The sequence below is a fragment of the Pseudomonas sp. G34 genome, from assembly GCF_031119625.1.
In the GTDB taxonomy this organism is placed as follows: domain Bacteria; phylum Pseudomonadota; class Gammaproteobacteria; order Pseudomonadales; family Pseudomonadaceae; genus Aquipseudomonas.
In genome coordinates this window covers 15,650-40,823 of record NZ_JAVHZV010000006.1, presented here as the reverse complement: position 1 = coordinate 40,823, position 25,174 = coordinate 15,650, and the positions used below count along the sequence as shown (strand labels likewise).

At 64.2% G+C, this 25,174-nt stretch carries 23 protein-coding genes, 2 tRNA genes and 2 pseudogenes; 10 read left to right on the top strand and 17 right to left on the bottom strand.

The window, feature by feature from the left end; translation table 11 throughout:
• Positions 1 to 97 precede the first annotated feature (97 nt).
• The 3 genes and pseudogenes from QYS36_RS03325 to QYS36_RS03315 form a co-directional block, all read right to left on the bottom strand.
• Positions 98 to 1,324 (bottom strand): cytochrome c, encoded by a 1,227-nt coding sequence (locus QYS36_RS03325; protein ID WP_308838147.1) that lies wholly within the window; start codon positions 1,322 to 1,324, stop codon positions 98 to 100.
• Positions 1,321 to 3,083, bottom strand: a pseudogene (locus tag QYS36_RS03320) (GMC family oxidoreductase). Before QYS36_RS03320 ends, QYS36_RS03325 begins: the two are co-directional and overlap by 4 nt.
• A gap of 5 nt (positions 3,084 to 3,088) precedes the next feature.
• Positions 3,089 to 3,829: a gluconate 2-dehydrogenase subunit 3 family protein gene (locus QYS36_RS03315; RefSeq protein WP_308838146.1), complete on the bottom strand. Its 741-nt coding sequence runs from the start codon at positions 3,827 to 3,829 to the stop codon at positions 3,089 to 3,091.
• 299 nt (positions 3,830 to 4,128) lie between these two features.
• On the opposite strand from QYS36_RS03315, the pseudogene QYS36_RS23865 reads away from it, so the two are divergent.
• Positions 4,129 to 5,076, top strand: a pseudogene (locus QYS36_RS23865) (PAS domain-containing protein); the annotation flags it as partial.
• Positions 5,071 to 5,616 carry a methyl-accepting chemotaxis protein gene (locus QYS36_RS23860; RefSeq protein ID WP_374990415.1) on the top strand — a complete coding sequence of 182 codons (546 nt, stop codon included), beginning with the start codon at positions 5,071 to 5,073 and terminating at the stop codon, positions 5,614 to 5,616. The pseudogene QYS36_RS23865 and the gene QYS36_RS23860, both read left to right, overlap by 6 nt.
• A gap of 43 nt (positions 5,617 to 5,659) precedes the next feature.
• Here the strand turns inward: QYS36_RS23860 and QYS36_RS03305 are convergent, their stop codons facing one another.
• On the bottom strand, positions 5,660 to 5,896 hold the full coding sequence (locus QYS36_RS03305; protein ID WP_308838144.1) for a DUF1654 domain-containing protein: 237 nt from the start codon (positions 5,894 to 5,896) through the stop codon (positions 5,660 to 5,662).
• A 56-nt stretch (positions 5,897 to 5,952) separates the two neighbouring features.
• A complete protein-coding gene (locus QYS36_RS03300) occupies positions 5,953 to 7,197 on the bottom strand; it encodes an ATP-binding protein (protein WP_308838143.1) in 1,245 nt (414 codons plus the stop codon).
• A 431-nt stretch (positions 7,198 to 7,628) separates the two neighbouring features.
• Between QYS36_RS03300 and QYS36_RS03295 the strand changes: the two genes are divergently transcribed.
• Entirely contained in the window at positions 7,629 to 7,811 is a 183-nt protein-coding gene (locus QYS36_RS03295) for a type II toxin-antitoxin system HicA family toxin (protein WP_308838142.1), read from the top strand.
• A gap of 87 nt (positions 7,812 to 7,898) precedes the next feature.
• Positions 7,899 to 8,306, top strand: a complete 408-nt coding sequence (locus QYS36_RS03290) for a type II toxin-antitoxin system HicB family antitoxin (protein WP_308838141.1) — start codon at positions 7,899 to 7,901, stop codon at positions 8,304 to 8,306.
• 249 nt (positions 8,307 to 8,555) lie between these two features.
• On the opposite strand, the gene QYS36_RS03285 is transcribed toward QYS36_RS03290, so the two are convergent.
• Positions 8,556 to 8,631, bottom strand: a tRNA-Thr gene (locus tag QYS36_RS03285).
• A gap of 33 nt (positions 8,632 to 8,664) precedes the next feature.
• On the opposite strand from QYS36_RS03285, the gene QYS36_RS03280 reads away from it, so the two are divergent.
• The gene (locus QYS36_RS03280) at positions 8,665 to 8,826 is read left to right on the top strand and encodes a hypothetical protein (RefSeq protein WP_308838140.1); all 162 of its coding nucleotides are present in this window, start codon (positions 8,665 to 8,667) and stop codon (positions 8,824 to 8,826) included.
• Positions 8,827 to 8,921: 95 nt separating this feature from the next.
• On the opposite strand, the gene QYS36_RS03275 is transcribed toward QYS36_RS03280, so the two are convergent.
• The 6 genes from QYS36_RS03275 to QYS36_RS03250 all read right to left on the bottom strand — a co-directional run bounded on the left by QYS36_RS03275 (position 8,922) and on the right by QYS36_RS03250 (position 13,826).
• Positions 8,922 to 10,151, bottom strand: a complete 1,230-nt coding sequence (locus QYS36_RS03275) for a methyltransferase (protein ID WP_308838139.1) — start codon at positions 10,149 to 10,151, stop codon at positions 8,922 to 8,924.
• Between the two features lie 36 nt (positions 10,152 to 10,187).
• On the bottom strand, positions 10,188 to 10,877 hold the full coding sequence (locus tag QYS36_RS03270; protein WP_074881625.1) for an ABC transporter permease: 690 nt from the start codon (positions 10,875 to 10,877) through the stop codon (positions 10,188 to 10,190).
• A complete protein-coding gene (locus QYS36_RS03265; RefSeq protein WP_308838138.1) occupies positions 10,874 to 11,569 on the bottom strand; it encodes an ABC transporter permease in 696 nt (231 codons plus the stop codon). The genes QYS36_RS03270 and QYS36_RS03265 overlap by 4 nt, the downstream gene beginning before the upstream one ends.
• Before the next feature lie 46 nt (positions 11,570 to 11,615).
• Positions 11,616 to 12,368, bottom strand: coding sequence for an ABC transporter substrate-binding protein (locus QYS36_RS03260; RefSeq protein ID WP_308838137.1), 753 nt, complete (start codon positions 12,366 to 12,368; stop codon positions 11,616 to 11,618).
• A 17-nt stretch (positions 12,369 to 12,385) separates the two neighbouring features.
• Positions 12,386 to 13,159, bottom strand: coding sequence for an ABC transporter ATP-binding protein (locus tag QYS36_RS03255; protein ID WP_308838136.1), 774 nt, complete (start codon positions 13,157 to 13,159; stop codon positions 12,386 to 12,388).
• A 271-nt stretch (positions 13,160 to 13,430) separates the two neighbouring features.
• Positions 13,431 to 13,826, bottom strand: coding sequence for a response regulator (locus tag QYS36_RS03250; RefSeq protein WP_374990412.1), 396 nt, complete (start codon positions 13,824 to 13,826; stop codon positions 13,431 to 13,433).
• Between the two features lie 368 nt (positions 13,827 to 14,194).
• Between QYS36_RS03250 and QYS36_RS03245 the strand changes: the two genes are divergently transcribed.
• From QYS36_RS03245 to QYS36_RS03225, 5 genes are read left to right on the top strand one after another with little or no spacing between them, the layout of a single operon-like run.
• A complete protein-coding gene (locus tag QYS36_RS03245; protein WP_308838135.1) occupies positions 14,195 to 17,665 on the top strand; it encodes a response regulator in 3,471 nt (1,156 codons plus the stop codon).
• 1 nt (position 17,666) lies between these two features.
• Entirely contained in the window at positions 17,667 to 18,485 is an 819-nt protein-coding gene (locus QYS36_RS03240) for a CheR family methyltransferase (RefSeq protein ID WP_308838134.1), read from the top strand.
• Positions 18,482 to 19,069 carry a chemotaxis protein CheB gene (locus QYS36_RS03235; protein ID WP_308838133.1) on the top strand — a complete coding sequence of 196 codons (588 nt, stop codon included), beginning with the start codon at positions 18,482 to 18,484 and terminating at the stop codon, positions 19,067 to 19,069. Before QYS36_RS03240 ends, QYS36_RS03235 begins: the two co-directional genes overlap by 4 nt.
• On the top strand, positions 19,063 to 20,265 hold the full coding sequence (locus tag QYS36_RS03230; RefSeq protein ID WP_308838132.1) for a hybrid sensor histidine kinase/response regulator: 1,203 nt from the start codon (positions 19,063 to 19,065) through the stop codon (positions 20,263 to 20,265). The genes QYS36_RS03235 and QYS36_RS03230 overlap by 7 nt, the downstream gene beginning before the upstream one ends.
• Before the next feature lie 57 nt (positions 20,266 to 20,322).
• Positions 20,323 to 20,697, top strand: coding sequence for a response regulator (locus QYS36_RS03225; protein ID WP_308838131.1), 375 nt, complete (start codon positions 20,323 to 20,325; stop codon positions 20,695 to 20,697).
• Between the two features lie 229 nt (positions 20,698 to 20,926).
• Here the strand turns inward: QYS36_RS03225 and QYS36_RS03220 are convergent, their stop codons facing one another.
• The 5 genes from QYS36_RS03220 to QYS36_RS03200 form a co-directional block, all read right to left on the bottom strand.
• Positions 20,927 to 21,112: a hypothetical protein gene (locus tag QYS36_RS03220; protein WP_146259825.1), complete on the bottom strand. Its 186-nt coding sequence runs from the start codon at positions 21,110 to 21,112 to the stop codon at positions 20,927 to 20,929.
• 182 nt (positions 21,113 to 21,294) lie between these two features.
• Positions 21,295 to 21,370, bottom strand: a tRNA-Phe gene (locus QYS36_RS03215).
• 91 nt (positions 21,371 to 21,461) lie between these two features.
• Positions 21,462 to 21,734, bottom strand: coding sequence for an oxidative damage protection protein (locus QYS36_RS03210; protein ID WP_308838130.1), 273 nt, complete (start codon positions 21,732 to 21,734; stop codon positions 21,462 to 21,464).
• Entirely contained in the window at positions 21,731 to 22,798 is a 1,068-nt protein-coding gene (mutY, locus tag QYS36_RS03205) for an A/G-specific adenine glycosylase (protein ID WP_308838129.1), read from the bottom strand. The genes QYS36_RS03210 and mutY overlap by 4 nt, the downstream gene beginning before the upstream one ends.
• A complete protein-coding gene (locus tag QYS36_RS03200) occupies positions 22,795 to 25,026 on the bottom strand; it encodes an AsmA family protein (protein WP_308838128.1) in 2,232 nt (743 codons plus the stop codon). The genes mutY and QYS36_RS03200 overlap by 4 nt, the downstream gene beginning before the upstream one ends.
• Positions 25,027 to 25,174 lie beyond the last annotated feature (148 nt).

The window sequence follows — 25,174 nt, the reverse complement described above, 5'->3', positions numbered from 1 at the left end:
GGGCCAAGGCCCTTGGCAGGTCGCGATTATCTCACTAGTTGCCCGTGCCTGCAGAGTGGATGGCCCGCTGTGTTTGAGGCAGCGGGCCATCCTGGGCTCATTCGCCCCGCAGGGCCTCACGCTGTTTGCCCACCTGCTCGGCGCTGATCGGCGCCGCGGCGTTGCCCCAGCTGTTGCGGATGTAGGTCAGCACATCGGCGACGTTCTCATCCGACAGGTTCCAGGCAAAAGCGGGCATTGCCGGGCCGGTGGGGGCGGCGTCGGTGCTGCCGGCGCGGTTGCCGGCCAGCACCACGCGGATCAGCGAAGCAGCATCCCGCGCATTGACCAGCGGCGCGTTGGCCAGTTTCGGGAACAGCGTGGCGATGCCTTCGCCGTTTGGCGTGTGGCAACCGGAACAGCGGTCGGCGTAGATCGCGCCGCCGGCCTTCATCACCGCGTCAGTGGCGGCCAGCGGCGCGGGCTTGTCGTGCTCGTGGTCGAGGTCCTTGAGGTACACGGCCACCGCCATCAGGTCGTCGTCACGCCAGTGCTGGGTGGAGTTTTCCACTGCCTCGGCCATGGGGCCGGAGGCGATGTCGTAACGGTTGGCGCCGGTCTTCAGGTACTGGACGATGTCCGCCTCACTCCAGTCAGCCAGGCCGACGTGGGCTGCACCGGTGATGTTGGGCGCCATCCAGCCCTGCAACTCGCCGCCTTTGAGAAACTCGGCATCCTTGTCGCCGCCGATCAGGTTCTTCGGCGTGTGGCAGCTGCCGCAGTGGCCCAGGCCCTGCACCAGGTAGGCGCCGCGGTTCCACTGCGCGCTCTTGTCCGCCTCGGGCTTGAATTCGCCCTCGGCGAAGTTCATCCAGTTCCACACCTTCATGTTCAGGCGCAGGCTGAAGGGGAAGGGCAGCTGGTTGGTCTGCACCTCGTTGTGCACCGGCTCGATGGTGCGCAGGTAGGCCCACAGCGCCTGGTTGTCGGCGCGGGTGACCTTGGTGTACGCGGCGTAGGGCATCGCCGGGTAGAGTTGCTTGCCGTCGCGGCGGTGACCGCGGGCCATGCTGGCCTCGAATTCCTCGAAGCTCCAGCGGCCGATACCGGTTTGCTGATCGGGGGTGATGTTGGCGCCCAGCAGTTTGCCGAACGGCGTGTCGATGGTCACGCCGCCGGAGAACAGCGGCTTGCCGGGCACCGTGTGGCAGGCGGTGCAGTCGCCGAGGGTGGCGATGTATTTGCCTTTTTGCACCAGCTCGTAGGCGTCCTGGCCGGCGACGGCATGGGCGCCGGCGCTGGCGGTGGTCAGCAGGGCGAAGCTGATGGCGAGGAGAGTCTTCATACGCTGATCATCTCCCCGGGGCGCTTGAGGTACTGGGTGCGGATCGCATGGGCGGCCTTGAAGGCCAGGGCGCCGACAGTGCCGGTGGGGTTGTAGCCGGGGTTCTGCGGGAATGCCGAGGCGCCGACCACGAACAGGTTGGGCACGCCCCATACCTGCAGGTGCTTGTTCACCGAACTGGTCGCCGGGTCGGCGCCCATCACGAAACCGCCGACCACGTGGGACGACTGGTAGGAGGTGTTCGACCAGGGCCCCTTGCGCGGGCTGGCGAACAGCATCTTGGGGTTCAGCGCCTTGGCGATCTCGGCGGTCTTGTCGGTCACGTACTGGGCCATGCGCAGGTCGTTCTCGGTGAAGTCGAAGGTGATGCGCAGCAGCGGCCGGCCGTGAGGGTCCTTGTAGGTCGGGTCGAGGGACAGGTAATTGCTGCGCGCGCTGTAGTTGCTCGCTTCGCAGCCGATCGACATGCTCGCGGCGTAGTACTGCGCCGTGGTCTTCTTCCATTCCTTGCCCCACTTGGGCGTGCCGGGCGGCACTGGTCGCGCGTTGATCGGCGCGGCGCCGATGGGCGTTACCCGGGTGCTGCCGCCGCCAACGAAACCCAGGCCGGAATGGTCGAAGTTGTCGTTGTTGAACTCGTCGATGCCCATGCCGATGGCGCCGCCACCGATGAAGGGATTGAAGTTCTTGTCGTCGAAGAACAGCTGCACGTTGTTGGCCGTCTGGTAGGCGTAGTTGCGGCCGGTGGTGCCGGTGTTGCTGATCGGGTTGTAGGGCTCGCCGATGCCGGAGAGCAGCATCAGGCGCACGTTCTCGAATGTGAAGGCAGCGACCACCACGATGTCCGCCGGCTGTTCCCACTTATCACCGTTGGCGTCCACATAGACGATGCCAGTGGCGCGCTTGCCGGTGCTGTCCTTGGTCACCTCCAGCACTTCGCAGTGGGTGTTGGCGGTGAAATTGGGCATGCGCACCAGCGCCGGCAGCACGTTGACGATGGCGCTGGCCTTGGAATAGTTGGCGCAGCCGTAGTTGGTGCAGAAGCCGCAGAAGGTGCATGGGCCCATGGTCACACCGTACTGGTTGGTGTAGCCCTGGGAGGCCAGTGCGGAGGGCACCGGGAACGGTTTGTAGCCCATGTTGCGCGCCGCTTCGGCGAACAGCGTTGGCGCGTAGGTCTGCTTGGTCGGCGGGTTGGGGTATTCCCGCGAGCGCGCCCCTTCGAACGGGTTGCCGCCCTCGATGATCTTGCCGCCGATATTGCCGGCCTTGCCGGAGACGCCGCGACGCGATCGAAGGCGTCGTAGTGCGGCTCCATCTCTTCCCAGGTGGTGCCCCAGTCCTGCAGGGTCAGCCCTTCGATGGCCTGGCTGCCGTAGCGCTCGGTCAGGTGGCTCTTGAGGCGGAACTCCTCGGGCTGGAAGCGAAAGGTGATACCGGCCCAGTGGTTGCCGGCGCCGCCGGTGCCGTTGCCGGGGTGAAAGGAGCCCCAGGTGCGCATCGGCAATGCGGTTTCGCTGGGCTTGTTGCGCAGCGTGCAGGTGTTCTGGCGGGTGCGCAGCATCAGCTCCTGGCGCTGCACGTAGCGCAGTTCGTCGGTCACCGAGGCGATGTTGAAATCGCTCGCCGTGTCGCGCCAGGCGCCACGCTCGAAGCCCATCACACGCAGGCCTTCGTCGGCCAGTTCCTTGGCGATGATCGAGCCGGCCCAGCCGAGCCCTACCACCACCACGTCGGTTGCTGGGAGTTTCTTGGCCATGCCGCTCATCCTTTGCGATTCCACGCGGAGCTGCCGATGATCGACAGCGGTATCAGGTCCAGCTTCTCGTTGTGCCGGTCGATGTAGGGGCGGTAGTCGTAACGCGCGCCGGGGAAACCGAGCATCTTCCAGCTCACCATGTCGCGGTTGCCACCGTAGATGGGGTCGGCGAAGAAGCCTTCCATGGTGTTCTGCAGCACCTGGGTGAAGAACACCTTGGCCTCGATGCCCTCGAAGGCGATCTTGCCGGCCTCCAGGCCCTTGAGCACGGCGTCGCGTTGCTCGCCGTGCAACTCGCTGAAGCGTTTGCCAAAGGCCTGCTGGCAGTGCTTGCCCAATTGCTCGAGGCCCAGGCGATAGCGCTCGCGGGGCAGTTGCGCCGAGCCGGGCTCGATGTCGGGCACGAACGGGCCCTGCTGGTAGAGGCGCTCGTAGGTGCCGTAGTGGCCGGCCAGCTGGCGGTCGATGAACACCGCACAACCGGCCTCCTTGCCGCTGGGGGACAGCTCGTCCGCCGGGATCAGCTGCTCGACGATGGCCTCGACTTCACGGGCTTCATCGGCGGTCAGGAACTGCCAACCCTTGGCGTCGTAATGCAGCGGGCCGTTGTGATCGAACGGCAGCCACTGCGGCACGCCGCTGATGGTGGCAGCCTGGGCGCTGGCGGCAACGCCGGCTGCCACGGTGGTGGCCGAGGCCTTGAGCAGCGAGCGGCGGCTCAAGCCCCGCGGGGCTTCTTTGGACATGTGAACTCCTCGAACGCCGGGTAATCCGCTGCCCGGCTCAGGCTGTCTGGTACGCAACCGCCAAGGGGCGGCATGCGGATGCACGGGCATCCACGACGGGCGTCGAGTGTTCTGGGGCCGCTTGTGAATAATGGTTTTTCGGCCCAACGACGCGGCATCGGAAACAGTGCCAGAGGCCTCGAAAAGTTTCCTGCAATGCATTGCAACAAACTATTGGACGCCACCATGGAACTTCTTCAAAAAGTCCGACAGCGAGGCGGTGAAAGGCGTTCAGGCTTTTTTGGCCCCATGGTCAGCTAATGCCGGAAGCCGGCTTGCGACCTCGCGCAAGGCAGTGTGTTTGGGAATGTGTCAGGCCCCATCCTGAAGCGGCTGGGGCGCCTTCAAGCGCGCTGTCAGCAAGGGCAGCCTGGCTTTCAAGTTTCCTCCACACGAGCCGATGCAGCATCACCCACCCCGGAGTTCTTGACGTGTTCAACGCTCACCTCAAACAGATCAACAAGCAGCTGGAAGCGCGCTTGGCCATGCAGGAGGAGGTAAGGGAGAACCTCGACAAGGAAATGATCATCATCCAGCTCGGCGCCGATGGCCGCATCGAGCGGGCCAACGAGCTTTTTCGCAGCGAACTCGGCTATCGCCCGGGCGATGTCGAGGGGCAGTACCTGACCCAGCTCTCGCCGCCGGAGCTGGCCCGTGACCCGCACCAGGCGCGGGCGCTTGCCGCGATCAAGGAGCGTCGCCATTTCAGTGGCGCGCTGCGTCTGCTCGGCAAGGATGGCCGCCATGTGTGGCTGCGTTCGGTGGCGGTGCCGATGAGCGATTTGCAAACCGGCAAGCAACAACTGGTGATCCACTCCAGCAACCTGACGCGCACCATCGAGGCCTCGCTGGAAAACGACGGCCTGGTCAAGGCGCTGCTGCGTTCGACGGCGGTGATCGAGTTCAACCTCGACGGTACGGTGATCACCGCCAACGATCTGTTCCTGCGCGGCATGGGCTACAACCAGGCGCAGGTGGCCGGCAAGCACCACCGGATGTTCTGCACCAGTGAGGAAAGTGCCTCCGAGGGTTACCGCCAGTTCTGGGAGCGCCTGCGCCGGGGCGAATTCGTGGTCGACCGCTTCCGGCGCATCGACAGCCGCGGTCGTGACGTCTGGCTGGAGGCGTCCTACAACCCGATCACCGATATTCACGGCAAGCTCTACAAGGTGGTCAAGTTCGCCACCGTCATCACCGCTCAGGTGAACCTGGAGCAGGCCGTGGCCAGTGCCGCCAACCTGGCCTACAGCACCTCATTGCAAACCGATACCAGCGCCAGCAAGGGCCGCGAGGTGATTCGCGACACCGTGGCGGTGCTGCATCGCCTGGCCCGGGCGATGGAAAGCGCCACCCAGAGCATCCAGGCGCTGGATGAGCAGGGCAAGGCGGTCGAGACCATCGTCGCGGCGATCAGCGGCATCGCCGACCAGACCAACCTGCTAGCGCTCAATGCCGCCATCGAAGCCGCCCGCGCGGGTGAGCAGGGGCGCGGCTTCGCGGTGGTGGCCGATGAAGTTCGCCAGCTCGCCTCGCGCACCTCCAAGGCCACCCAGGAAATCGTCGCCGTGGTGCAGCAGAACCAGGCATTGGCCTCCGGCGCCGTCGAGGTGATCACCCAGAGCCGTGAACTGGCCGGGCAGGCACTGGCGCTGGCCAATGAGTCCGATGCGGTCATCCACAACATCCAGAACGATGCCGAGTGCGTGGTCGCGGCGGTGAGCCGGTTCTCCAGCCAGGTGTCTGCCTGATCAACTGCCCGGGGAGCCACCATGGCGGCTCCCCGGGCAACGCTCAATCCTCTACCGGCACCGTCCAGAACAGCTGCACGCCGTCGTCGCGCCAGGCGATGGTGACGTTGTCGTTTTCGGCAATCTCATCGAGGATGCGCGCCCAGTCTTCGGGGCTGTCGCCTTCGGCGCGCAGCAGCACCGCCGAGCGCGAGCGCTGCGCGGCAGGGGCGTTGATGGCGCGGGAAACCCGCGCGCCGAGCTGTTCATAGGAGGTGGCAGAGGCGGCTTGCTGAGTCATGGGTGGATTCTCGGTTTTCTGTATATGCATACAGTAATTCGAGAGCTGGCCCGCTGTCACTCTCCAGTCGAGGCGCCTTCGCCACCGGTTATGGCCAGGGAGTGCTCCGTGCCATGGCAGGGAAAATACAGGCTCACGCTGGTGCCTTCGCCCAGCCGGCTGGTGACCGTCAGTTGGCCATTCATGTCGGTGACGAAGCTCCTGACCATGGTCAGCCCGAGGCCCGTGCTCTTGCCGAGCGCCCGGGTGGTATAGAAGGGCGCGAAGATGTGCTCGAGTGCCTCCGGCGCGATACCGGTGCCCGTATCCTCGATGCGGATCGCCACGTAACGCCCGGGTTTGAAGTTGGCGTTGTGCTGCGGGAAGTTGCTGCGGTCGAGCTGGCTATTGAAGGTGCTCAGGGTCAGCTGGCCACCCGCCGGCATGGCGTCCCGGGCATTGGTCACCAGGTTGATGATGGCGCTCTCGAGGTGCTGCCTGTTGGCCCGGAGAAAGCTGCTGTCGGTGGCCAGGTTGAGCTGGCAGTGGATCTTCTGGCCAGCCTCGTTGCCGACCAGCGTACTCATGCCCAGCAGCAACTGGTTGGGGTCGATGCGCTCCAGCGTCCTGGGCCGCGTACGGGCGAACAGCAGCAACCCTTCAGCCAGCTGGGTGACCTTGTCGGTCGCTTCCCGGCACAGGGCGTAGCGAGCCTGCAGCTGCTCGGAGCCGGCATCACGGATTTCCTTCTCCATCAGCGCCAGGCTCATCGACAGGCTGGTCAGCTGATTGGTGAATTCATGCACGACACCACCGCCAACCTTGCCGATTTGCTCCATCTTCTGCGCCTGCACCAGGGCATTTTGCAGGTTGTTCTGCGCCTGCTCCTGGGCCGCATGCTGGCGCAGATCCTGGATGCTGTTCATAAAGCCGATCATGTTGCCGTCCTTGCCAAGCAAGGGAACAATATTGGCGAGAATCGGCACCTGACTGCCGTCACGCCGCTCGACGATCATGCGCAGGTTGGTGATCGGCTTCTTGCTGAGCAGCACCGCCGCCAGCGGCGACTGCTCCAGCGGCATATGCGCGCCGTCCTCGCTACGCAGGCGGTAGGCACCCGTGTACTTGATCGGCTGCTTGCCGAGATCCGGCGCCTCACCCCAGATTTCCGCCGCCTTGGGGTTGTAGGTGGTCAGGTGGCCCGCGGCATTACACAGGTAAACCCCCACCGGCAGAAACTCGATGAGCTCGTGCCCGAGCTTGCGGACAAGCGGCACATCGTCTGGCAGCCGCAGACCGGCGCCGAGCGGGTTGTCTGCCATGGGGGCTCCGTTTGGTGGTAAGCCTAGGGTAGCCGCTTCGCCCAATGGGCGCGACAGGTGTGCTGGTCAGGGAGGAATATCGGCAATGCAGCCGCCGGAAACGACGGTGGCGGCGAATGCGGAATTCGCTCGGTGCCAGACTTCATTGTGGCGCGCGACATGTGCTGGCAGCAGGCGGCGAGGAGGGCTTGCACCTCGGTTTCGCAGGTAGCGCCGTCGTTAAGGGATTTGGCGATCAGCTAGGGAGCAGATGAATTCGGCGGTTGGTGTGATGGCAGGACGGCATACGCTGCTTTTTTGTACAGTTCATTGCACGGGGCATATGGTGGTCAAGTATGTAAGGCGCGCGGTTGGTGGTTATAGTGTTGACAGCTCTGGGTGAGTGGTTACTATAACCACCAATGCAGTGGGTCTCGGGAGGGAGGGAGGGAGTGAATAGCCGGCAGCTGATAGCAATGATCGAGGCTGACGGTTGGTATCTGGTCAGGGTCAAAGGCAGTCATCACCACTTCAAACACCCAACGAAGAAAGGGCTGGTGACGATTCCGCACCCAAAGAAGGATCTACTGACCAAGACAGCGAACAGCATATTGAGCCAAGCCCAGATCAACTGACCTGGGTCGCTCGGAGCCTCAAGGCTCCCTACACCCGACTACCGAACTACCGACATCTGTACAACCGAGACGACCGAGGCTAAAACCATGCTTTACCCCATCGCAATCCATCCTGGCGACGAGCAGCACGCTTGGGGGGTTGAGGTTCCCGACATTCCGGGCTGCTTCTCCGCGGGTGATGACTTGGACGACGCGCTGGCAATGGCGCGTGAAGCGATCGAAGGGCACCTGGAGATCTTGGCCGAAGACGGCGAGCAGATCCCGAAAGCGAACTCTCTAACCCATCATGCCCGTAATCCAGCCTTCGCTGGCTGTACCTGGGCTGTCGTCGATATCGACGTGACCAAATATATGGGCAAGGCCGAGAAGCTGAACATTACCCTCCCTGGCCACCTGATCAACCGGATTGACGAGTACGTCAAAAGCCATCCCGAACAGAAAAGCCGATCAGGCTTTCTCGCTAAGGCAGCACTTCGCGTGCTTGAGCATGCATAAGCATGTCGTGAAGCAAAAAAACCGCCGGAAGGCGGTTTTTTTTATTCAAATGACATGACTAAGCAACGAGAGGAAACGTTAGAGCTGGCCAAAAAAACGGGGACCGAAGCCCCCGTTAATACAGAGGCCCCCGGCAGAGGCGAGACTAGACAGGGAGGTTTTAACGAAAGGGGGCGAACGACACAGAGAAAATGTAACCCCAGGGTAGAAAAGAAAAAAGGCCCACATCGCTGTGGGCCTCTCTTTGTATGGTGCCGGCACCAGGAGTCGAACCCGGGACCTACTGATTACAAGTCAGTTGCTCTACCAGCTGAGCTATACCGGCTTTTGAGGGGCGCCATTATATCGATTCGTTTGCATGAGTAAAGCGGCGCAAGGCAGCTTTTTGCTGCTCTTTTCCGGCGCTCTGGGCGGGCTTATGCACAAAGGCGGGGCAGCTGGAGGGTTTTTAGAAAATTTCTACCCAGCCCTTCACGATTTTGGCAAGCGACTGTTTTATATAGGATTTACGGCTGGTTAAAAAATGATCAGGTTTTCCGGCGCGTTATAGGCAGTGGGCTGGCGTGGTTTGATCAGCTTCTGTGAACAGAGTTATCCACAGATAGTGTGTGCAACTCAGCTGCGCTCGGCGAGCAGCAGCAGGTTGCGCGGCGTCAGCTGCGGCGCGCAGAACAGGCCGAGGCGTACCCCATAGCCCTGTTCCTGCAGGTACAGGGCGCGGTCGAGTACCAGCCAGAGTTCCAGTGGGCGGCGGAACAGGCCGCGCAGCAATTCCAGGTTGCGTACCTCGGCCAGGCGTTGCCAGCCGGTTGCTTCCAGGCGCTGCCAGTCGCGCTCGCCAACAGCGGGCAGTTGCTTGAGTGCGGCAAGGTCACGGCAGTAGTCGGCGAAGGGTTTCTTCAGCCAGGCGGGCGGCAGCGAAGGCGTGGGCAGGTAGGCGTCCACGCCGCGTAGTTCGCGCTGCAGCAGGTCGAAGGCCAGGCGCCAGGCCATGGACTGGTCGCGCTGCTGGCGCACGCGGTTGCCGGCGGTCACCGTTTCGCTCATGGGCAGGGCCAGATCGTCGAGCGAGAGGCGCAGCGGCGAGCCATATGCGGCTGTGGATAACGGCTGGTAGTCGGCAGCTGCTACGCGGTTGTAGCAGCAGGGCGCAATGGCCAGCTGGCGACAGCCTGCGGCGCTGGCCAGTTGCATCAGGCGTACGTGCAGGTCGCCGCAGGCATGCAGGGCGACGGGGCTGTGCTCGGCATGCAGCTGAGCGGCCGCGCCCTCGGCGAGCACGTCCTGCTCGATATGTTGAGCCTTTATCCCCAGGCGCTGGCTCAGGGCCGCGCCGCTGGCTACCAGGGCCGGGTCGTATTCCAGGCAGGTCAGTTGTTGGCCGCCATGAGCGAGCACGCGGCCGAGGTGGCCCTTGCCGGCGCACCAGTCCAGCCAGTGCTGCGCGGGTTGGGCGAAGCTGAGGCTGTCGCCGAACGCACGTATCTGCTGCCATTTGCGCCCGGGTACGTCCACCGAGAAACGCGGCGGCAGATCGGCTGAAGGCTTGTGGGGCAGATCGCCGACCTGGCTCAGGTGCTCGGCCTGCAAGGCCAGTTCGGGGAAAGGGGCTGGCGCCTCATGCAGCGCTGTCGGCTGGTTGTGGCTGGCTTCGGCCTGCTCCAGGGTGCGGCTGCGCAGCCAGGCAGCCAGTTCGGGGTGCTGGCTTTCCCAGGGCAGTATCCGGTGGGTGAAGGGCCGCGGTTTCCACAGCGCCTGGTTGGCGACGAGAAAAGCGTCCAACGCCTGGAAGCGCTGGAGCAGGGCGTCGCCACTGAGCGGCAGGAGATACTTGGCTGAGGTCATGAGAAACAGCGACGGGGATTGCGCCCCGTCCTCATCCTAGCGGCCCTGGCAGGCGTCGACGCGCAGCCAGCGTTCCAGGAGTTTGAAGGCGTTGATCAGCACGAAGGTGATCAGCAGGTAGAACACCCCGGCGGCAAAGAAGCCCTCGACCGGCAGGTAGGTGCGCGCGTTCATGGTGCGCGCCATGCCGGTCAGCTCCAGCAGGGTCACGGTGCTGGCCAGGGCGCTGGCCTTGAGCATCAGGATCACTTCGTTGCTGTAGGCCGGCAGGCCGATGCGCGCCGCCCGTGGCAGCACGATATGCAGCATGGCCTGGGCGCGCGACATGCCCAGTGCCCGCGCCGCCTCGATTTCGCCCGGCGGGACCGCCTGGATGGCGCCACGCAGAATCTCGGCGATGTAGGCAGTGGTGTGCAGGGTCATGGTGATCACCGCGCACCAGTACGGGTCACGCAGGTACGGCCACAGCGGGCCCTGGCGCACGGCGTCGAACTGCGCCAGGCCGTAGTAGACCAGGAACAGCTGCACCAGCAGCGGCGTGCCGCGGAAGAAGAAGATGTAGCCGTAGGGCACGGCGCGCACGTACCAGTGCCGCGAGGCGCGGGCGATGCCGGTGGGGATGGCCAGGATCAGGCCGGTGACGACTGCCACGGCGACCAGCTCGATGGTCAGCAGGGCGCCCTGTGCCAGGCGTGGCAGCCAGGTGATGATGACGTCCCAGTTCATGCCGCACTCCGCTTGAAGCCGCGGCTGGCGCGCTTCTCGAGGAAGTGCAGGCCAATCATGGCAATGACGGTCAGGCCCAGGTAGATGAACGCGGCGACCATATAGAAGGTGAAGGGCTCCTTGCTGGCGGTCACGGCGATCTGCGAGCGGCGCATCAGCTCGTTGAGGCCGATGACCGATACCAGGGCGGTGTCCTTCATCAGGATCATGAACAGGTTGCCGAGGCCGGGCAGGGCGATGCGCCACATCTGCGGCATCACCAGGCGCCACAGGATGCGCCCCTTGGACAGGCCCAGGGCCTGGCCCGCTTCGCGGTGGCCCTTGGGGATGGCCAGGATGGCGCCGCGAAACACTTCGGTGGCGTAAGCGCCAAAGCACAGGCCCAGGGCGATGACGCCGGCGGCGAACGGGGAGAGCTCGAGGCTCTCGACGCCGAGCAGCTCGGCCAGGCTGCGCATGATGCCCACGGTGCCGAAATAGATCAGCAGTACCCAGAGCAGTTCGGGCACACCGCGAACCAGGGTCGAATAGGTGCCGCCAAGCCATTGCAGCGGCTTGTACGGAGAGGTCTTGGCGAAGGCGCCGAGCAGGCCAAGCACCAGGCCGACGCACAGCGCGCTGAGCGCCAGCTGCACGGTCATCAGGGTGCCGGCGGCCAGGGCCGGGCCGAATCCGGAAAGATCGAAATTCATGGAAACTCAAGCGCCCGCGCCGCCAGGGGCGACGCGGGCAGGCTGCTTAGTAGATGCTGAAGGGGAAGTACTTGTCGTTGATCTTCTTGTAGGTGCCGTCGGCAACGATTTCGGCCAGGGCCTTGTTCAGGCGCTCGCGCAGGGCATCACCCTTGCGCACGGCGATGCCGATCTTGTCGTTGTCGAATACCGGGTCGCCCTTGAATTCGAAGTCCTTGCCGGCGTCGCTCTTGAGCCATTCCCAGTTCACGAAGGTATCGGCCAGCACGCCGTCGACGCGGCCGGAGGCCAGATCGAGGTAGGCGTTTTCCTGGGTGTCGTAGAGCTTCACGTCCACCACGCCGTCCATGTTGTCTTCCAGCCAGGTACCGGCGATGGTCGCGCGCTGGGCACCGATCACCTTGCCCTTGAGGCTGTCCTTGTCAGTCTTGAAGTCAGCGCTTTTCGGCGCGATGAACTGCAGCTTGTTGGTGTAGTACGGGTTGGTGAAGTCCACCGCCTGCTGGCGCTCTTCGGTGATCGACATGGAGGCGATCAGAAAGTCGAACTTCTTGGCGTTCAGGGCCGGGATGATGCCGTCCCAGTCGGAGGTGACCACTTCGCACTCGGCTTTCATCTTGGCGCACAGGGCCTGGCCGATTTCCACGTCGAAGCCGCCGACCTGGCCGCTGGCGTCGATGAGGTTGAAGGGTGGGTAGGCGCCTTCGGTGCCGATCTTCAGTTTGTCAGCAGCGACGGCACTGGTGCCGAAAGCCAGGGTGGCGGCAGCTGCCAGCAGAATCTTCTTATAGCTATGCATGCGTGATTGCTCCGTGTTTAACGATTGCTGGACATGAATTGTTTGCAGCGCGCCGACGTCGGGTTGTCGAACACCTGGTCGGGCGTCCCCTGTTCCTCCACCACACCCTGGTGCAGGAACACCACCTGGCTGGAGACCTGACGAGCGAAGCTCATTTCGTGGGTCACCAGCAGCATGGTGCGGCCTTCCTCGGCGAGCGCGCGGATCACAGTAAGCACTTCTTGTACCATTTCCGGGTCGAGGGCCGAAGTCGGCTCGTCGAACAGGATCACCTTCGGTTGCATGGCCAGGGTGCGGGCAATCGCCGCACGCTGTTGCTGGCCGCCGGAGAGCTGGTTGGGGTAGGCGTGGCGCTTGTCGGCGATACCGACCTTGGCGAGCAGCGCTTCGGCGATCTCGCGGGCTTCGGCCTTGCTCTTGCCAAGCACCCGGCGCGGCGCCTCGGTGATGTTGTCCAGCACGGTCATGTGCGGCCAGAGGTTGAAGTTCTGGAACACGAAACCGATTTCGCTGCGCAGGCGGTTGATCTGGCGGTTGTCGGCAGCCGTCAGTTCACCGTTCTTCTGCGCCTTGAGCTTGAGTTCCTCGCCGGCCACGATGATCTGGCCCTGATGGGGGTTCTCCAGCAGGTTGACGCAGCGCAGAAAGGTCGACTTGCCCGAGCCGGACGAGCCGAGAATGGAGATCACGTCACCGTCGCGTGCCGTGAGGGAAATGCCCTTGAGCACTTCGAGGTCGCCATAGCGTTTGTGCAGATTGCGGATTTCCAGCGCGGGCGCGGCCTCAGCCATCGAGCAGTCCTCTTGATTCTTATGCGGATCGGATCCGTGTTCGGCAGGGCTGTGGGCAGCAAACCTAGCATAGGCACCAGGGGGCGCCAAGGTCGTTGCTGGCTCACTGCCGCCACGGTCGCAGGGGTGTCGCATCATCGCAGCCTCTTGTCGCCACGCCGCAAAACGCGGGGCAAGCAGGCTGCAGGGTGAAAAAGACGCGCACCCTACTCATATCCGCTTCGCAATTCCAGTGCCAGTCGGCCTTTTGGCCGATCCGGGGCCTTGCGTGTCAGTTGCCGAGCATGCCCTGTACCTTGTCGCGCAGGGCATCGAGGGAAAACGGCTTGCCGATGATCGCGGTGCGGCTGGCCGGCTCGCTCTTGTCGATCTCGATGCTTTCGGCGTAACCGCTGGCGTACAGCACCTTGAGGTCAGGGCGCAGTTGGCGCGCGGCGGCGGCCAGTTCCTGGCCGCTCATGCCTGGCAGGCCGATATCGGTCATCAGCAGGTCGATGGGCTCGTCGCTACGCAGGATCTGCAGCGCCTGCTGCGCTTCGCCCGCTTCGATCACGCGGTAATCGAGCTCTTCGAGCACTTCCACGGTAAGCATGCGCACCACGTCGGAGTCTTCCACGAGAAGGATGCGCTGGCCGGCGGTTGATGCGCCTGGAGCTAGGTCTGACAACGGCGTTACCTCGATAAGGGGTGATGAAGCGACAGAACGTCTCGGTGGGCGGTTGGCCTGCCGGCGGGGAGCGCTTCAGGGCCGTGTTAACGGCAGGTCGGCTAGCATGGCATGAATCTGCGGCATGGGCTGCACCGAGAGCGTGCCACCCGGCTGAAAATGCCCCGTGCAATGATTACCGCGAGTGACCGGCAGCCTGCTGGCAATGGTGATGAAAAATAACTCGAACCCTGGGCGACCTGCCGTGATCCAAGCGCGCGGACGACTGAGTGCTGATCGTTGGATTAACGCCAGGCGGCGCATTACTATCCGCCGTTCGCCAACATGACCATACCTATAATCTGCCGCCACACAGCCAGGGATCTGCGATGACCAACAGTTCTATCGACGAGAACAGCTTCAAGCGCATTCTGCGGCGCAACGTCGCCTTGCCGCTTGGCGTGGGGGTGATCAGCGCGATCTTCTTCGTGACCCTGATCGGCTACCTGCTCAATGTGCTGGGCTGGGTGCAGCACACCGACCGGGTGCTCAACAACGCCAGCGAAGGGTTGAAGCTGTCGATCGATCAGGAAACCGGCTTTCGCGGCTACTTGCTGTCCGGCGACGTGCGCTTCCTGCAGCCGTATGAAGTCGCCAAGCCGCGCATACGCGCCGAGATGGAAACGCTCAACGAATTGGTGGCCGACAACCCGACGCAGGTCGATCGCCTGCGCAGCATCGCGGCGCTGCAGGATGAGTGGACGGCCTTCGCACAGGCCGCCATCGCCGCCAAGCGCGATGGCGGCAACTATATCGACCCGGTGCGTGACGGCCGCGGCAAGCAGCTGACCGATGCCATCCGCGCCGAGTACGCCGACTTCATCGCCCAGGAGCAGCGCCTGCGCAAGGAGCGCAACGACACGGCCAGCAACACCGCGACCATCACCATCGGCCTGTTCCTGCTGTTCACCCTGCTGTTCAGCGGTGCCCTGGCGATTTTCGGGCGCCGTGAACTGATGCGCCTGACGGACACCTATGGCGCCATTCTCAAGAAGCAGGACGAGCACAACGAGCGCCTGCAGGCCCAGGCCTGGCTGCGTAACGGCCAGACCCAGATGGCCGAGCGGCTGATCGGCCAGCAGGCGCTGCCGGTGCTGGGCCGCAACATGCTGGAGTTCCTGGCCAGCCATCTGGGTACGGTGGTGGGCGCCCTGTACGTGCGCGAGGAACATGGCAATCTGCGCCGCGTGGCGACCTATGGGTTCAGCCGCGAACAGGAGAATACCGAGCAGTCGTTCTACCGCGCCGAAGGCCTGGTCGGCCAGGTGGCCCATGATCGCCGCCTGCTGATCCTCGACCAGCTGCCGGCCGACTACCTGAAGGTCAGCTCCGGCCTGGGCGATGGCGCGCCCCTGGTGGTGGCCCTGCTGCCGATCAGCAACGATGGCGACGTCAATGGCGTGATCGAACTGGGCTTCCTGCGCCCGCTGGGCGAGCGCGATGGCGAGTTTCTCGAGCAGGTCGCGCCGAACATCGGCGCCTCGGTCGAGGCCGCCCGCTACCGTCATCGCCTGCAGGAAATCCTCGCCGAGACCCAACAGCTCAACGAAGAACTGCAGGTTCAGCAGGAAGAGCTGAAGACCGCCAACGAGGAGCTCGAGGAGCAGTCGCGGGCGCTCAAGGAGTCCCAGGCACACCTGGAAACCCAGCAGGCGGAGCTGGAGCAGAGCAACGAGCAGTTGTCGATGCAGCGCGATGCCCTGGATGATCGCAACATCGCCCTGCGCGAGGCCCAGCAGCAACTCGAGGAGCGCGCCGAGGAGCTGCAGCGCGCCAGCCGCTACAAGTCCGAATTCCTCGCCAACATGTCCCACGAGCTGCGCACGCCGCTCAACAGCTCGCTGATTCTCGCCAAGCTGCTGGCCGACAACGCCAAGGGCAACCTGGATGCCGAGCAGGTGAAGTTCGCCGATTCGATCTATTCGGCCGGCAACGACCTGCTCAACCTGATCAACGACATCCTCGACATTTCCAAGGTCGAGGCCGGCAAGCTCGACCTGCGCCCGGAGAACACCAACGTGGTGCGCCTGGCGCAGAGCCTGGACACCACCTTCCAGCCGGTGGCCGGTGAAAAGCAGCTGGGCTTCAGCGTCGAGGTCGCCGACGACGTGCCGCGCGCGCTGTATACCGACCGCCTGCGTGTCGAGCAGATCCTCAAGAACCTGCTGTCCAATGCCATCAAGTTCACCGAGCAGGGACAGGTCAGCCTCAGCGTCAGCCGGGTCGACGGCGGTGTGGCGTTCGCCGTGCGCGACAGCGGCATCGGCATCGCCAAGGAGCAGCAGGAATACATCTTCGAAGCGTTCCGCCAGGCCGATGGCACCACCAACCGGCGCTTCGGCGGCACCGGCCTGGGCCTGTCGATTTCCCGCGACCTGGCCGCGTTGCTGGGCGGCTCGATCAGCGTTTCCAGCACCCCGGGCGAGGGCAGCGTATTCACCCTGGTGCTGCCGCTGACCTACTCACCGGGCGAGGAAGACGGCGCGCTGCCGGCTGCCGAGCCGCTGCCGGCAGTGGTGCGCAGCGCAGCACCTGCCGTGGCGCAGCCAGCGCCGAGTGACGTGGCGCGCAACGTGCCGACCTTTGCCGACGACCGCGGCATGTCGGTATTGGGCGGGCGCTGCGTGCTGGTGATCGAGGACGAGCCGCAGTTCGCCCATATCCTCTATGACCTGGCCCACGAGCTGGATTACCGCTGCCTGGTCGGCCACAGTGCCGAAGACGGCCTGGAACTGGCCAGCTCGCACCACCCCGATGCCATTCTGCTGGACATGCGCCTGCCGGACGGCTCCGGTCTGTCGGTGCTGCAGCGTCTCAAGGAAAACCCCGCCACCCGGCACATCCCGGTGCACGTGATTTCCGTCGAGGACATGGCCGAGGCCGCCCTGCACATGGGCGCCGTTGGCTATGCACTGAAGCCGGCCACCCGCGACCAGCTCAAGGGTGTGTTCCGCAAGCTCGAAGAGCGCCTGACCCAGAAGATGCGCCGCGTGCTGGTGGTCGAGGACGACAAGCTGCAGCGCGACAGCATCGCCCGGCTGATCGGCGACGACGACATCGAGATCGTTGCCGTCGAGTTCGGCGAACAGGCGCTCGAGCAACTGCGTCACCACATCTTCGACTGCATGATCATCGACCTGAAGCTGCCGGACATGCAGGGCGACGAGTTGCTGGCGCGCATGGGCAGCGAGGAGATTCGCTGCTTCCCGCCGGTGATCGTCTATACCGGCCGCAACCTGACCCGCGCCGAGGAAGCCGAGCTGCTCAAGTACTCGCGCTCGATCATCATCAAGGGCGCGCGCTCGCCCGAGCGCCTGCTCGACGAAGTGACGCTGTTCCTGCACATGGTCGAGTCGGAGCTGTCCACCGAGCGGCAGAGCATGCTCAAGACCGCGCGCAGCCGCGATCGGGTGTTCGAGGGGCGTCGCCTGCTGCTGGTCGATGACGACGTGCGCAATATCTTCGCCCTCACCAGCGCCCTGGAGCACAAGGGCGCCCAGGTCGAGATCGCGCGCAACGGCCGCGAAGCCATCGACAAGCTCGAGGCGGTGGCCGATATCGACCTGGTGCTGATGGACGTGATGATGCCGGAGATGGACGGCTACGAAGCGACCCGGCGCATCCGCGAGAACCCGCGCTGGCGCAAGCTGCCGATCATCGCGGTAACCGCCAAGGCCATGAAGGACGATCAGGACCTGTGCATGAAGGCCGGTGCCAACGACTACCTGGCCAAGCCCATCGACCTGGACCGGCTGTTCTCGCTGATCCGCGTGTGGCTGCCGAAGCTGGAGCGCATCTGACATGTCCGACCGTACGCAGGATATCGAGCTGCGGCTGCTGATCGAGGCGATCTACCTGCAGTACAGCTACGATTTCCGCGACTACTCCGGCTCTTCACTGAAGCGGCGGATCGTGCACGCCATGCGCCAGTTCGACTGCGCGAGCATCTCCGAGCTGCAGGCGCGGATCATCCATGAGCCGGCGGCGTTCATGCAGTTGCTGCAGTTCCTGACCATTCCGGTCAGCGAGATGTTCCGCGACCCGAGCTACTTCCTGGCGCTGCGCCAGGAGGTGGTGCCGTTCCTGCGTACCTACCCGTCGCTCAAGTTGTGGGTGGCTGGCTGCAGCACCGGTGAAGAGGTGTATTCGCTGGCTATCCTGCTGCACGAGGAGGGCTTGCTGGAACGCTCGATCATCTATGCCACCGACATCAACCCGCACTCGCTGGAAAAGGCCAAGCGCGGCATTTTCCCGATCGACAACATGCGCCTGTACAGCGAGAACTATCAGCGCGCCGGCGGCAAGGGCTCGCTGGCCGACTACTACACGGCGGCCTACGACGGCGCGCTGTTCGAGCGCTTTCTGTGCGCCAACGTGACCTTCGCCGACCACAGCCTGGCTACCGACAGCGTGTTCTCGGAAACCCAGTTCATCTCCTGTCGCAATGTGTTGATCTACTTCAACAAGACCCTGCAGGATCGCGCCTTCGGGCTGTTCCACGAGTCCCTCGGGCACCGCGCCTTCCTGGGCCTGGGCAGCAAGGAAAGCCTGGATTTCTCGGCCTATGCCGGGCGTTTCGAGGCGGTGAATCGGCAGGAACGAGTGTTTCGCAAGTTATGAGCAGGCCCGCCCACAAACCCGAGGTCGTCGTGGTCGGCGCCTCGGCAGGTGGCGTGGAAGCGCTGCTCGGCCTGTTCGAAGGGCTGCCGACAGGCTACGGTTTACCGCTGGTGGTGGTGCTGCACCTGCCTGATGGCCGGCCAAGCCTGTTGCCGGATCTGTTCGCCCGCCGCCTGGCGCTGCGGGTCAAGGAGGCGCAGGACAAGGAAGCGCTGCAGCCGGGCACGCTGTACTTCGCGGCGCCGGGCTACCACCTGTGCATCGAGGCCGATCACAGCTTTTCCTACAGCCGCGAGGAACCGGTGCATTTTTCCCGGCCCTCGATCGACTATCTGTTCGAGTCGGCGGCCGATGCCTATGGTGCAGCGGTCATGGGCATATTGCTGACCGGCGCCAACCAGGATGGCGCAGCCGGGCTGTACACAATAAAACAGCGGGGCGGAGTGACCGTGGTACAGGATCCGCAGGAGGCACAGGTTGCGACCATGCCCGAAGCGGCCCTGGCACTGCACCAACCCGATTACATTCTTACTGTGCGGGGCATCCTCGCATTGCTCGCCGAACTGGACTCACGCCCATGTTGAGTAGCACCGGATGCAAACTGTTGATCGTCGATGACCTGCCGGAGAACCTGCTGGCGCTGGAGGCATTGATCCGCTGTGACGGTCGCGAAGTGTTCAAGGCGCAGTGCGCCGATGACGCCTTGGTGCTGCTGCTCGAGCACGAGTTCGCCCTGGCCATTCTCGACGTGCAGATGCCCGGCATGAACGGCTTCGAGCTGGCCGAGCTGATGCGCGGCACCGAGAAGACCAAGCACATCCCGATCGTGTTCGTCAGTGCTGCCGGGCGCGAGATGAACTACGCCTTCAAGGGCTACGAGAGCGGCGCCGTGGACTTTCTCTACAAGCCGCTGGATATCCAGGCGGTGCAGAGCAAGGTGGCGGTGTTCGTCGACCTCTATCGGCAGCGCAAGGTCATGGCCCAGCAGCTCGAAGCGCTCGAGCGCGCGCGCCAGGAGCAGGACGCCTTGCTGGCCGAACTGCGCTCGACCCAGGGCGAACTGCAGCACGCGGTACGCATGCGCGACGACTTCATGTCCATCGTCTCCCACGAGCTGCGCACGCCGCTCAACGGGCTGATCCTCGACACCCAGCTGCGCAAGATGCACCTGGCCAAGGGCAACCTCACCGCCTTCAGCGAGGACAAGCTCGGCGCCATGTTCGACCGCGACGAGCGGCAGATCCACAGCCTGATCCGGTTGATCGAGGACATGCTCGACGTGTCACGCATCCGCACCGGCAAACTGTCGATCCGCCCGGTGGAGTTCGACCTGGCGCAGACCGTGCGCAACGTCGCCGAGAACTTCGCCCAGCAGATGACCGTGGCCGGCTGCGATCTGCAGCTCGACAGCGATGAAGGGCTGCGCGGCAGCTGGGATCAATTCCGCATCGAGCAGGTGATCAGCAACCTGCTCAGCAACGCCCTGCGCTACGGCGCCGGGCGACCCATCGAAGTGCGCGCGCGGGCGGTGGAGGACGGGGTGCGCATCGACGTGCGCGACCACGGTATCGGTATCTCCCTGGAAAACCAGCACCGCATCTTCCAGCAGTTCGAGCGTGCGGTGGGCAGCGAGTCGGTGGCCGGCCTGGGTCTTGGGTTGTTCATCTCCGACCAGATCGTCAAGGCCCATGGCGGCCATATAGAGGTGCAGAGCAGCCTGGGCCAGGGCTCGCTGTTCAGCGTCTGGCTGCCGCGCGGCAAGCGCGTAGAGATAGGTTGAACTCAGCGCACCGCAGGGGTCGAAGCGAAGGCGCGGAAATAGGCAGGAGCAGGGCAAATGAACGATGTGACACGAACCGTACTGATCGTCGAGGACGATCCACTGCTGCTCATGCTGCTGGCCGAATACCTGCAGGGCGAGGGCTATCAGGTGCTGCAGGCCGACTGCGCCACCGATGCCTTCGCCATCCTCGCCACCAAGCCGCACCTGGACCTGCTGATCACCGACTTCCGCCTGCCCGACGGCGTCTCCGGCGTGCGCATCGCCGAACCGGCGCTGCTGCTGCGCCCGGATCTCAAGGTGATCTTCATCAGCGGCCACCCCGCCGAAGTGCGTGAGACCGGCAGCGCCCTGCTCGACTCCGCGCCGCTGCTGAGCAAGCCCTTCACCCTGGAAACCCTGAGCACGCAGATCGCCCATCTGCTCGATTGAGGCGCAGGCGGCCACGTTCGTCTGCCCAATGTGGGAATGGGCGGGGACGTTTCGCGGGCATGGCCCGCTCCCACAGAGTCCTTAGCGCCCGTAGGATGGGTGAAGGCGCTACCCGATCCGATGTCCTGTGCGCATCTTCACGCGCCGTAACCCATCAAGCGCCCCGGCAGACACCTGCACAAAATGCAGACCCCGGGTATCGCTTCGCTCAACCCGAGCTATGGGGCATTCAGCGCTTTTCCGGGCGAGGCTTGCCCGGTTCTTCTATGGGCCGCTGCGGGCTGAACGGGCTATCCGGGTCGTCGACGATGGAACCTGGATCCTCGTTGCCCGGATCGTTGATCGGCGTCTCGTGGGGCTCGGCCGGCGGCTGCTTCGGATCGTTGGCGGCATTCAAGGCAATATTGAGGTGCATGGCTGGCTCCGATTGCGTTCAGGCTCGGCCGTCAGGCGCGAGGTCTGTGCATATGGAGGCGGCAATCGGTAGGCATGTTCAGGCTGTCGGCCGGACGGTACTTTTTCGCAGGCAATAAAAAACCGGCTCAAGGCCGGTTGTTTATTTTCTCATGTGATGCTGGCACCACCTGAGAAGAAAGGTGGTGCCCAGGGACGGAATCGAACCGCCGACACGGGGATTTTCAATCCCCTGCTCTACCGACTGAGCTACCTGGGCAACGGCGCGTATTAAACGGTTTTAGCCTTGGGGTGTCAAACCTTTTTTTGGAAAATATTTAAATATTCCGGGCGCTTACGTCTCAGGCCGCTTATTCGCTGGGCGGCACGTAGCCTTCGGCCTGGGCGTAGTCTTCGCCGGACAGGAACTTGTCCATCTCGGCCTGCAGGAACTTGCGGTCTTCGGCGTTCATCATGTTCAGGCGACGCTCGTTGATCAGCAGGGTCTGGTGCTTCTGCCATTCATTCCAGGCCTGCTTGGAGACGTTCTGGAAGATGTCTTCGCCCTTGGCGCCAGGGTAGGGCGCGCGGTCGAGGCCGGGGAGTTGCTGTTTGTGCTTGCGGCACATCACGGTGCGGGTCATGCCATTTCTCCTGTATTCAATGCGTCGGCCGCGCGTTTAAGCAATTTCTTGACCGGGGCGGCGAGGCCCAGGCGCGGTGGGGTGGCGAGGTTATACCAGAGCCAGTCGGCCTCGGCCACGTAGCCGGACACGCCCTCGACCTCGATCAGCCAGGGATCGATGGCCAACTGGAAGTGGCTGAAGGTATGGGTGATTGCATCGAGTTGGCGACGCTCGCCCAGGTGCAGCTGGTGCTGCTCGGCCAGCAGGTTCAGCGCGTCCAGGTCGTCGAGCTCCGGCAGGCTCCAGAGGCCGCCCCAGAGGCCGCTGGAAGGGCGGCGATAGAGCAGGATGGCGCCTTCGCGGCTGGCCAGTATCGGCATCAGGGTGCGTTTCTGTGGCAGCTCCTTGCGCGGTTTGGCCACCGGATAACGAATCTCCAGGCCCAGCAGGTGCGCCTCGCAGCCGCTCTGCACCGGGCAGAGCAGGCAGGTCGGCTTGCTGCGCGTACACAGCGTGGCGCCAAGGTCCATCATCGCCTGGGTGTAATGGTTGACGCGCTCTTGCGGCAGAAAGCGCTCGGCCACGGCCCACAGCTGCTTGGCCACCTTGGGCTCGCCCGGATAGCCTTCCTGGGCGACGAAGCGGGCCAGCACGCGCTTGACGTTGCCGTCGAGAATCGGTGCGCGCAGGCCCATGCTCAGGCTGGCGATGGCGCCGGCGGTGGAGCGGCCAATGCCGGGCAGTTCGGTGAGCGCTTCGACGCTGCGCGGGAATTCGCCGCCATGTTCACGCATGACGATCCGTGCGGTCTTCTGCAGGTTGCGGGCGCGGGTGTAGTAACCCAGCCCCGTCCACAGGTGCAGCACTTCGTCTTCCGGCGCCTCGGCCAGGTCGCGCACGGTGGGCAGTGCGCTCATGAAACGGTCGAAGTAGCCGAGCACGGTGCTGACCTGGGTCTGCTGCAGCATGATTTCCGACACCCATACGCGGTAGGGCGTGATGTTCTGCTGCCAGGGCAGGTCCTTGCGCCCATGGGTGTCGTACCAGCGCAGCACGGCGCTGGAGAATTGCTCGGGGGTCATCGCTTGAACAGGCCCTTGAGCGCGTCCTTGAGTTCCGGGCTGACCTTGTCGCCAAGCTTCTCTTCGAGCTTCTCGTTGATACGGTCACCGGCCAGTTTGGCGGCGACCTTGCCCATGCCTTCCTGATCCAGGCGGCAGGCCTTGGCGCCCAGCTCCAGCGGGCCGCGGCAATGCAGCGGCCAGGCGATGCCGGCGTAGCGCTGGTTGACCTCGCAGGCCGGGTCCGGCATTTCCCGCTGGTCGCCTTCGATGGTGATGCCGACGCGGTAGTCCAGGCCCAGCACGCGCAGGTCGACGTCACCATTACCGGCCACGCTCAGGCCGGGAATGCGGGCCTGCAAATCGGGGTTGTTGGCCACGCCGTTGCGGATGCTCAGGCTGCCCTGCAGGCGTTCGAACGGTGTGTCCTTGCTGCGGGGCTCGCTGCTCAACTGCTTGCGGTTGAGGGTGGAAATGCCGCGGCACAGCTGCTGCTCCAGGTTGGCGTCGACCAGCACACCATCCTTGAGCATGAAGCTGGCGGTGCCGTTGAGGGCATCGACCCAGGCCTTCTGGCTGTTGCCGCTGGTGGTCAGGTCGCTGTTCAGGTCGAGCAGGCCCTTGAGTGGCGAGGGCCGCTGTTGGTCCTTGAGGAAGGGCTCGACCGGCATGCCGCTCAATTGGGTGTGCAGGCTGAGTACCGGCACGGCAGGGCGCACATCGGCATCGGCCTTGATGGCGAAGCTGCCGTTGCCGAGGTTGCCGCGCAACTCTTCGAGGTTCAGCGCGCCGCCCTGGCTGCGGGCCTTGAGGCTGACGTTGCTGAGCGCCTGCTTCTGCAGGGTCAGTTGCTCGAGGGTCAGGTTGGCCTGCAAATCGAGCTTGCGCAGGGTCGGGATCGGCAGCACTTCGCTGGAACTCCAGGCGTGCTGGGTCGGTGCGTTGGGCACCGGTGTGGTACCGGCCTGGCCGGCATTGGCAACGGTTTCACGCACCTCGGCCTTGCGCGCCGAGTCGGCGTCCTTGTTGTCCTTGCCTGCGGGCGGCAGGTAACGGTCGAGGTCGAGCTTGTCGCCCTTGAGCTGCACGCGCAGGGCCTGCTTGGCGAAGTCGGCCACGGCGAGCTTGCCGGTAAAGGTGCTGTCGTCGAGCTTGAGGGTCAGCTCGTCCAGCGACAGGCTGTTGGCGGTGCCGCCCAGCTGGGTGACCATTTCGAATTGCGCCAGGGTTTTCTCGTCGCTCATCGGCGGCAGTTTCTGGCCAAGGCTGGCGAGGAATTCACGCAGGTTGACCGGCGCCACGGACAAGCCACCGGACAGCTTCGGCTCGCTCTGCAGGTCGCGAACCTTCAGTTCGCCCAGGGCGCGCAGCTGGTTGGCAGACAGCTTGAGGCCGTTCCATTCGGCGACCTGCGCCGCCAGGTCGACCAGCAACTGGCCCTGGGCGGCATAGGTGAGGGTTTGACCATTGAACGGCTCGCCGGACGCTTCGCCGGACAGGCGTGCATCTTCGAGCTGGTAGCGCTTGAGGACGCGGTCGAAGCGCAGCTCGCCCTGCAGTTCGGTGCGGGCGCGCATCACCGGCTGGTTGCTGCCGAAGAAGGCGCTGAGCTTGATCGGCACGCCGGCGCCTTCGCGGATCGCTCCGGTGGTCAGCTGGATGCTTTCGGCGCTGAATTGCTGGCCCTTCTGGGCGTCGCGGTAGTCGACCCGGGCGCCGTTGACGATCAGGCTGTCGATGTCCAGCTTGATCGGCTGGCCGCCGCTGTCCTGGGCCGGCTCGCTTGGCGCTTGCCCTGCGTCATTGGCGGCAGTCTGCTCGGCCGGCGTCTCGCCTGGTTTGGCGGCCGGGCGGCCGACGTCTTCCCAGTTGCCATGACCGTTCTCGTCGCGCTGCAGATCGAGGTTCAGGCCATCGACGCGGATGTCGCTCATCTGCACTTCCTTGCGCAGCAGCGGCAGCACGCGCACCGACAGGCCGAGCAGGCGCAGGTTGGCGAAGGGCTTGTCCGGCGTGCTGGCGCTGGCCAGCGTGGCGTCGGTCAGCTCCAGGCCCAGCCAGGGGAACAGGCTCCAGCCAATGTCGCCATTGAGGGTCAACTCGAGGTTGGCCTTGTCCCGCGCCAATTGGCGGATTTCATCTTTGTAATCGTTGGGATCGAAGAGGTGAGTCAGGGCAAAGCCCAACGCCACGATGATCAGCAGTAGTCCGAGGAAGAACAGACCCAGGATTTTGCCGAGCGCTTTCATGGACGAGTCCTATGCAGTGACGAGAAAGTTGAATCCGCGAGTATAACGCCCACGGCGTACCCAGGGTTAAAGGCCGTGGTAGATACCTGTGGTCGGGTTCGCAGCCAGTGGCCGGCGTGCCGAGCCGCGTTACCCGTGCTGGTAGACC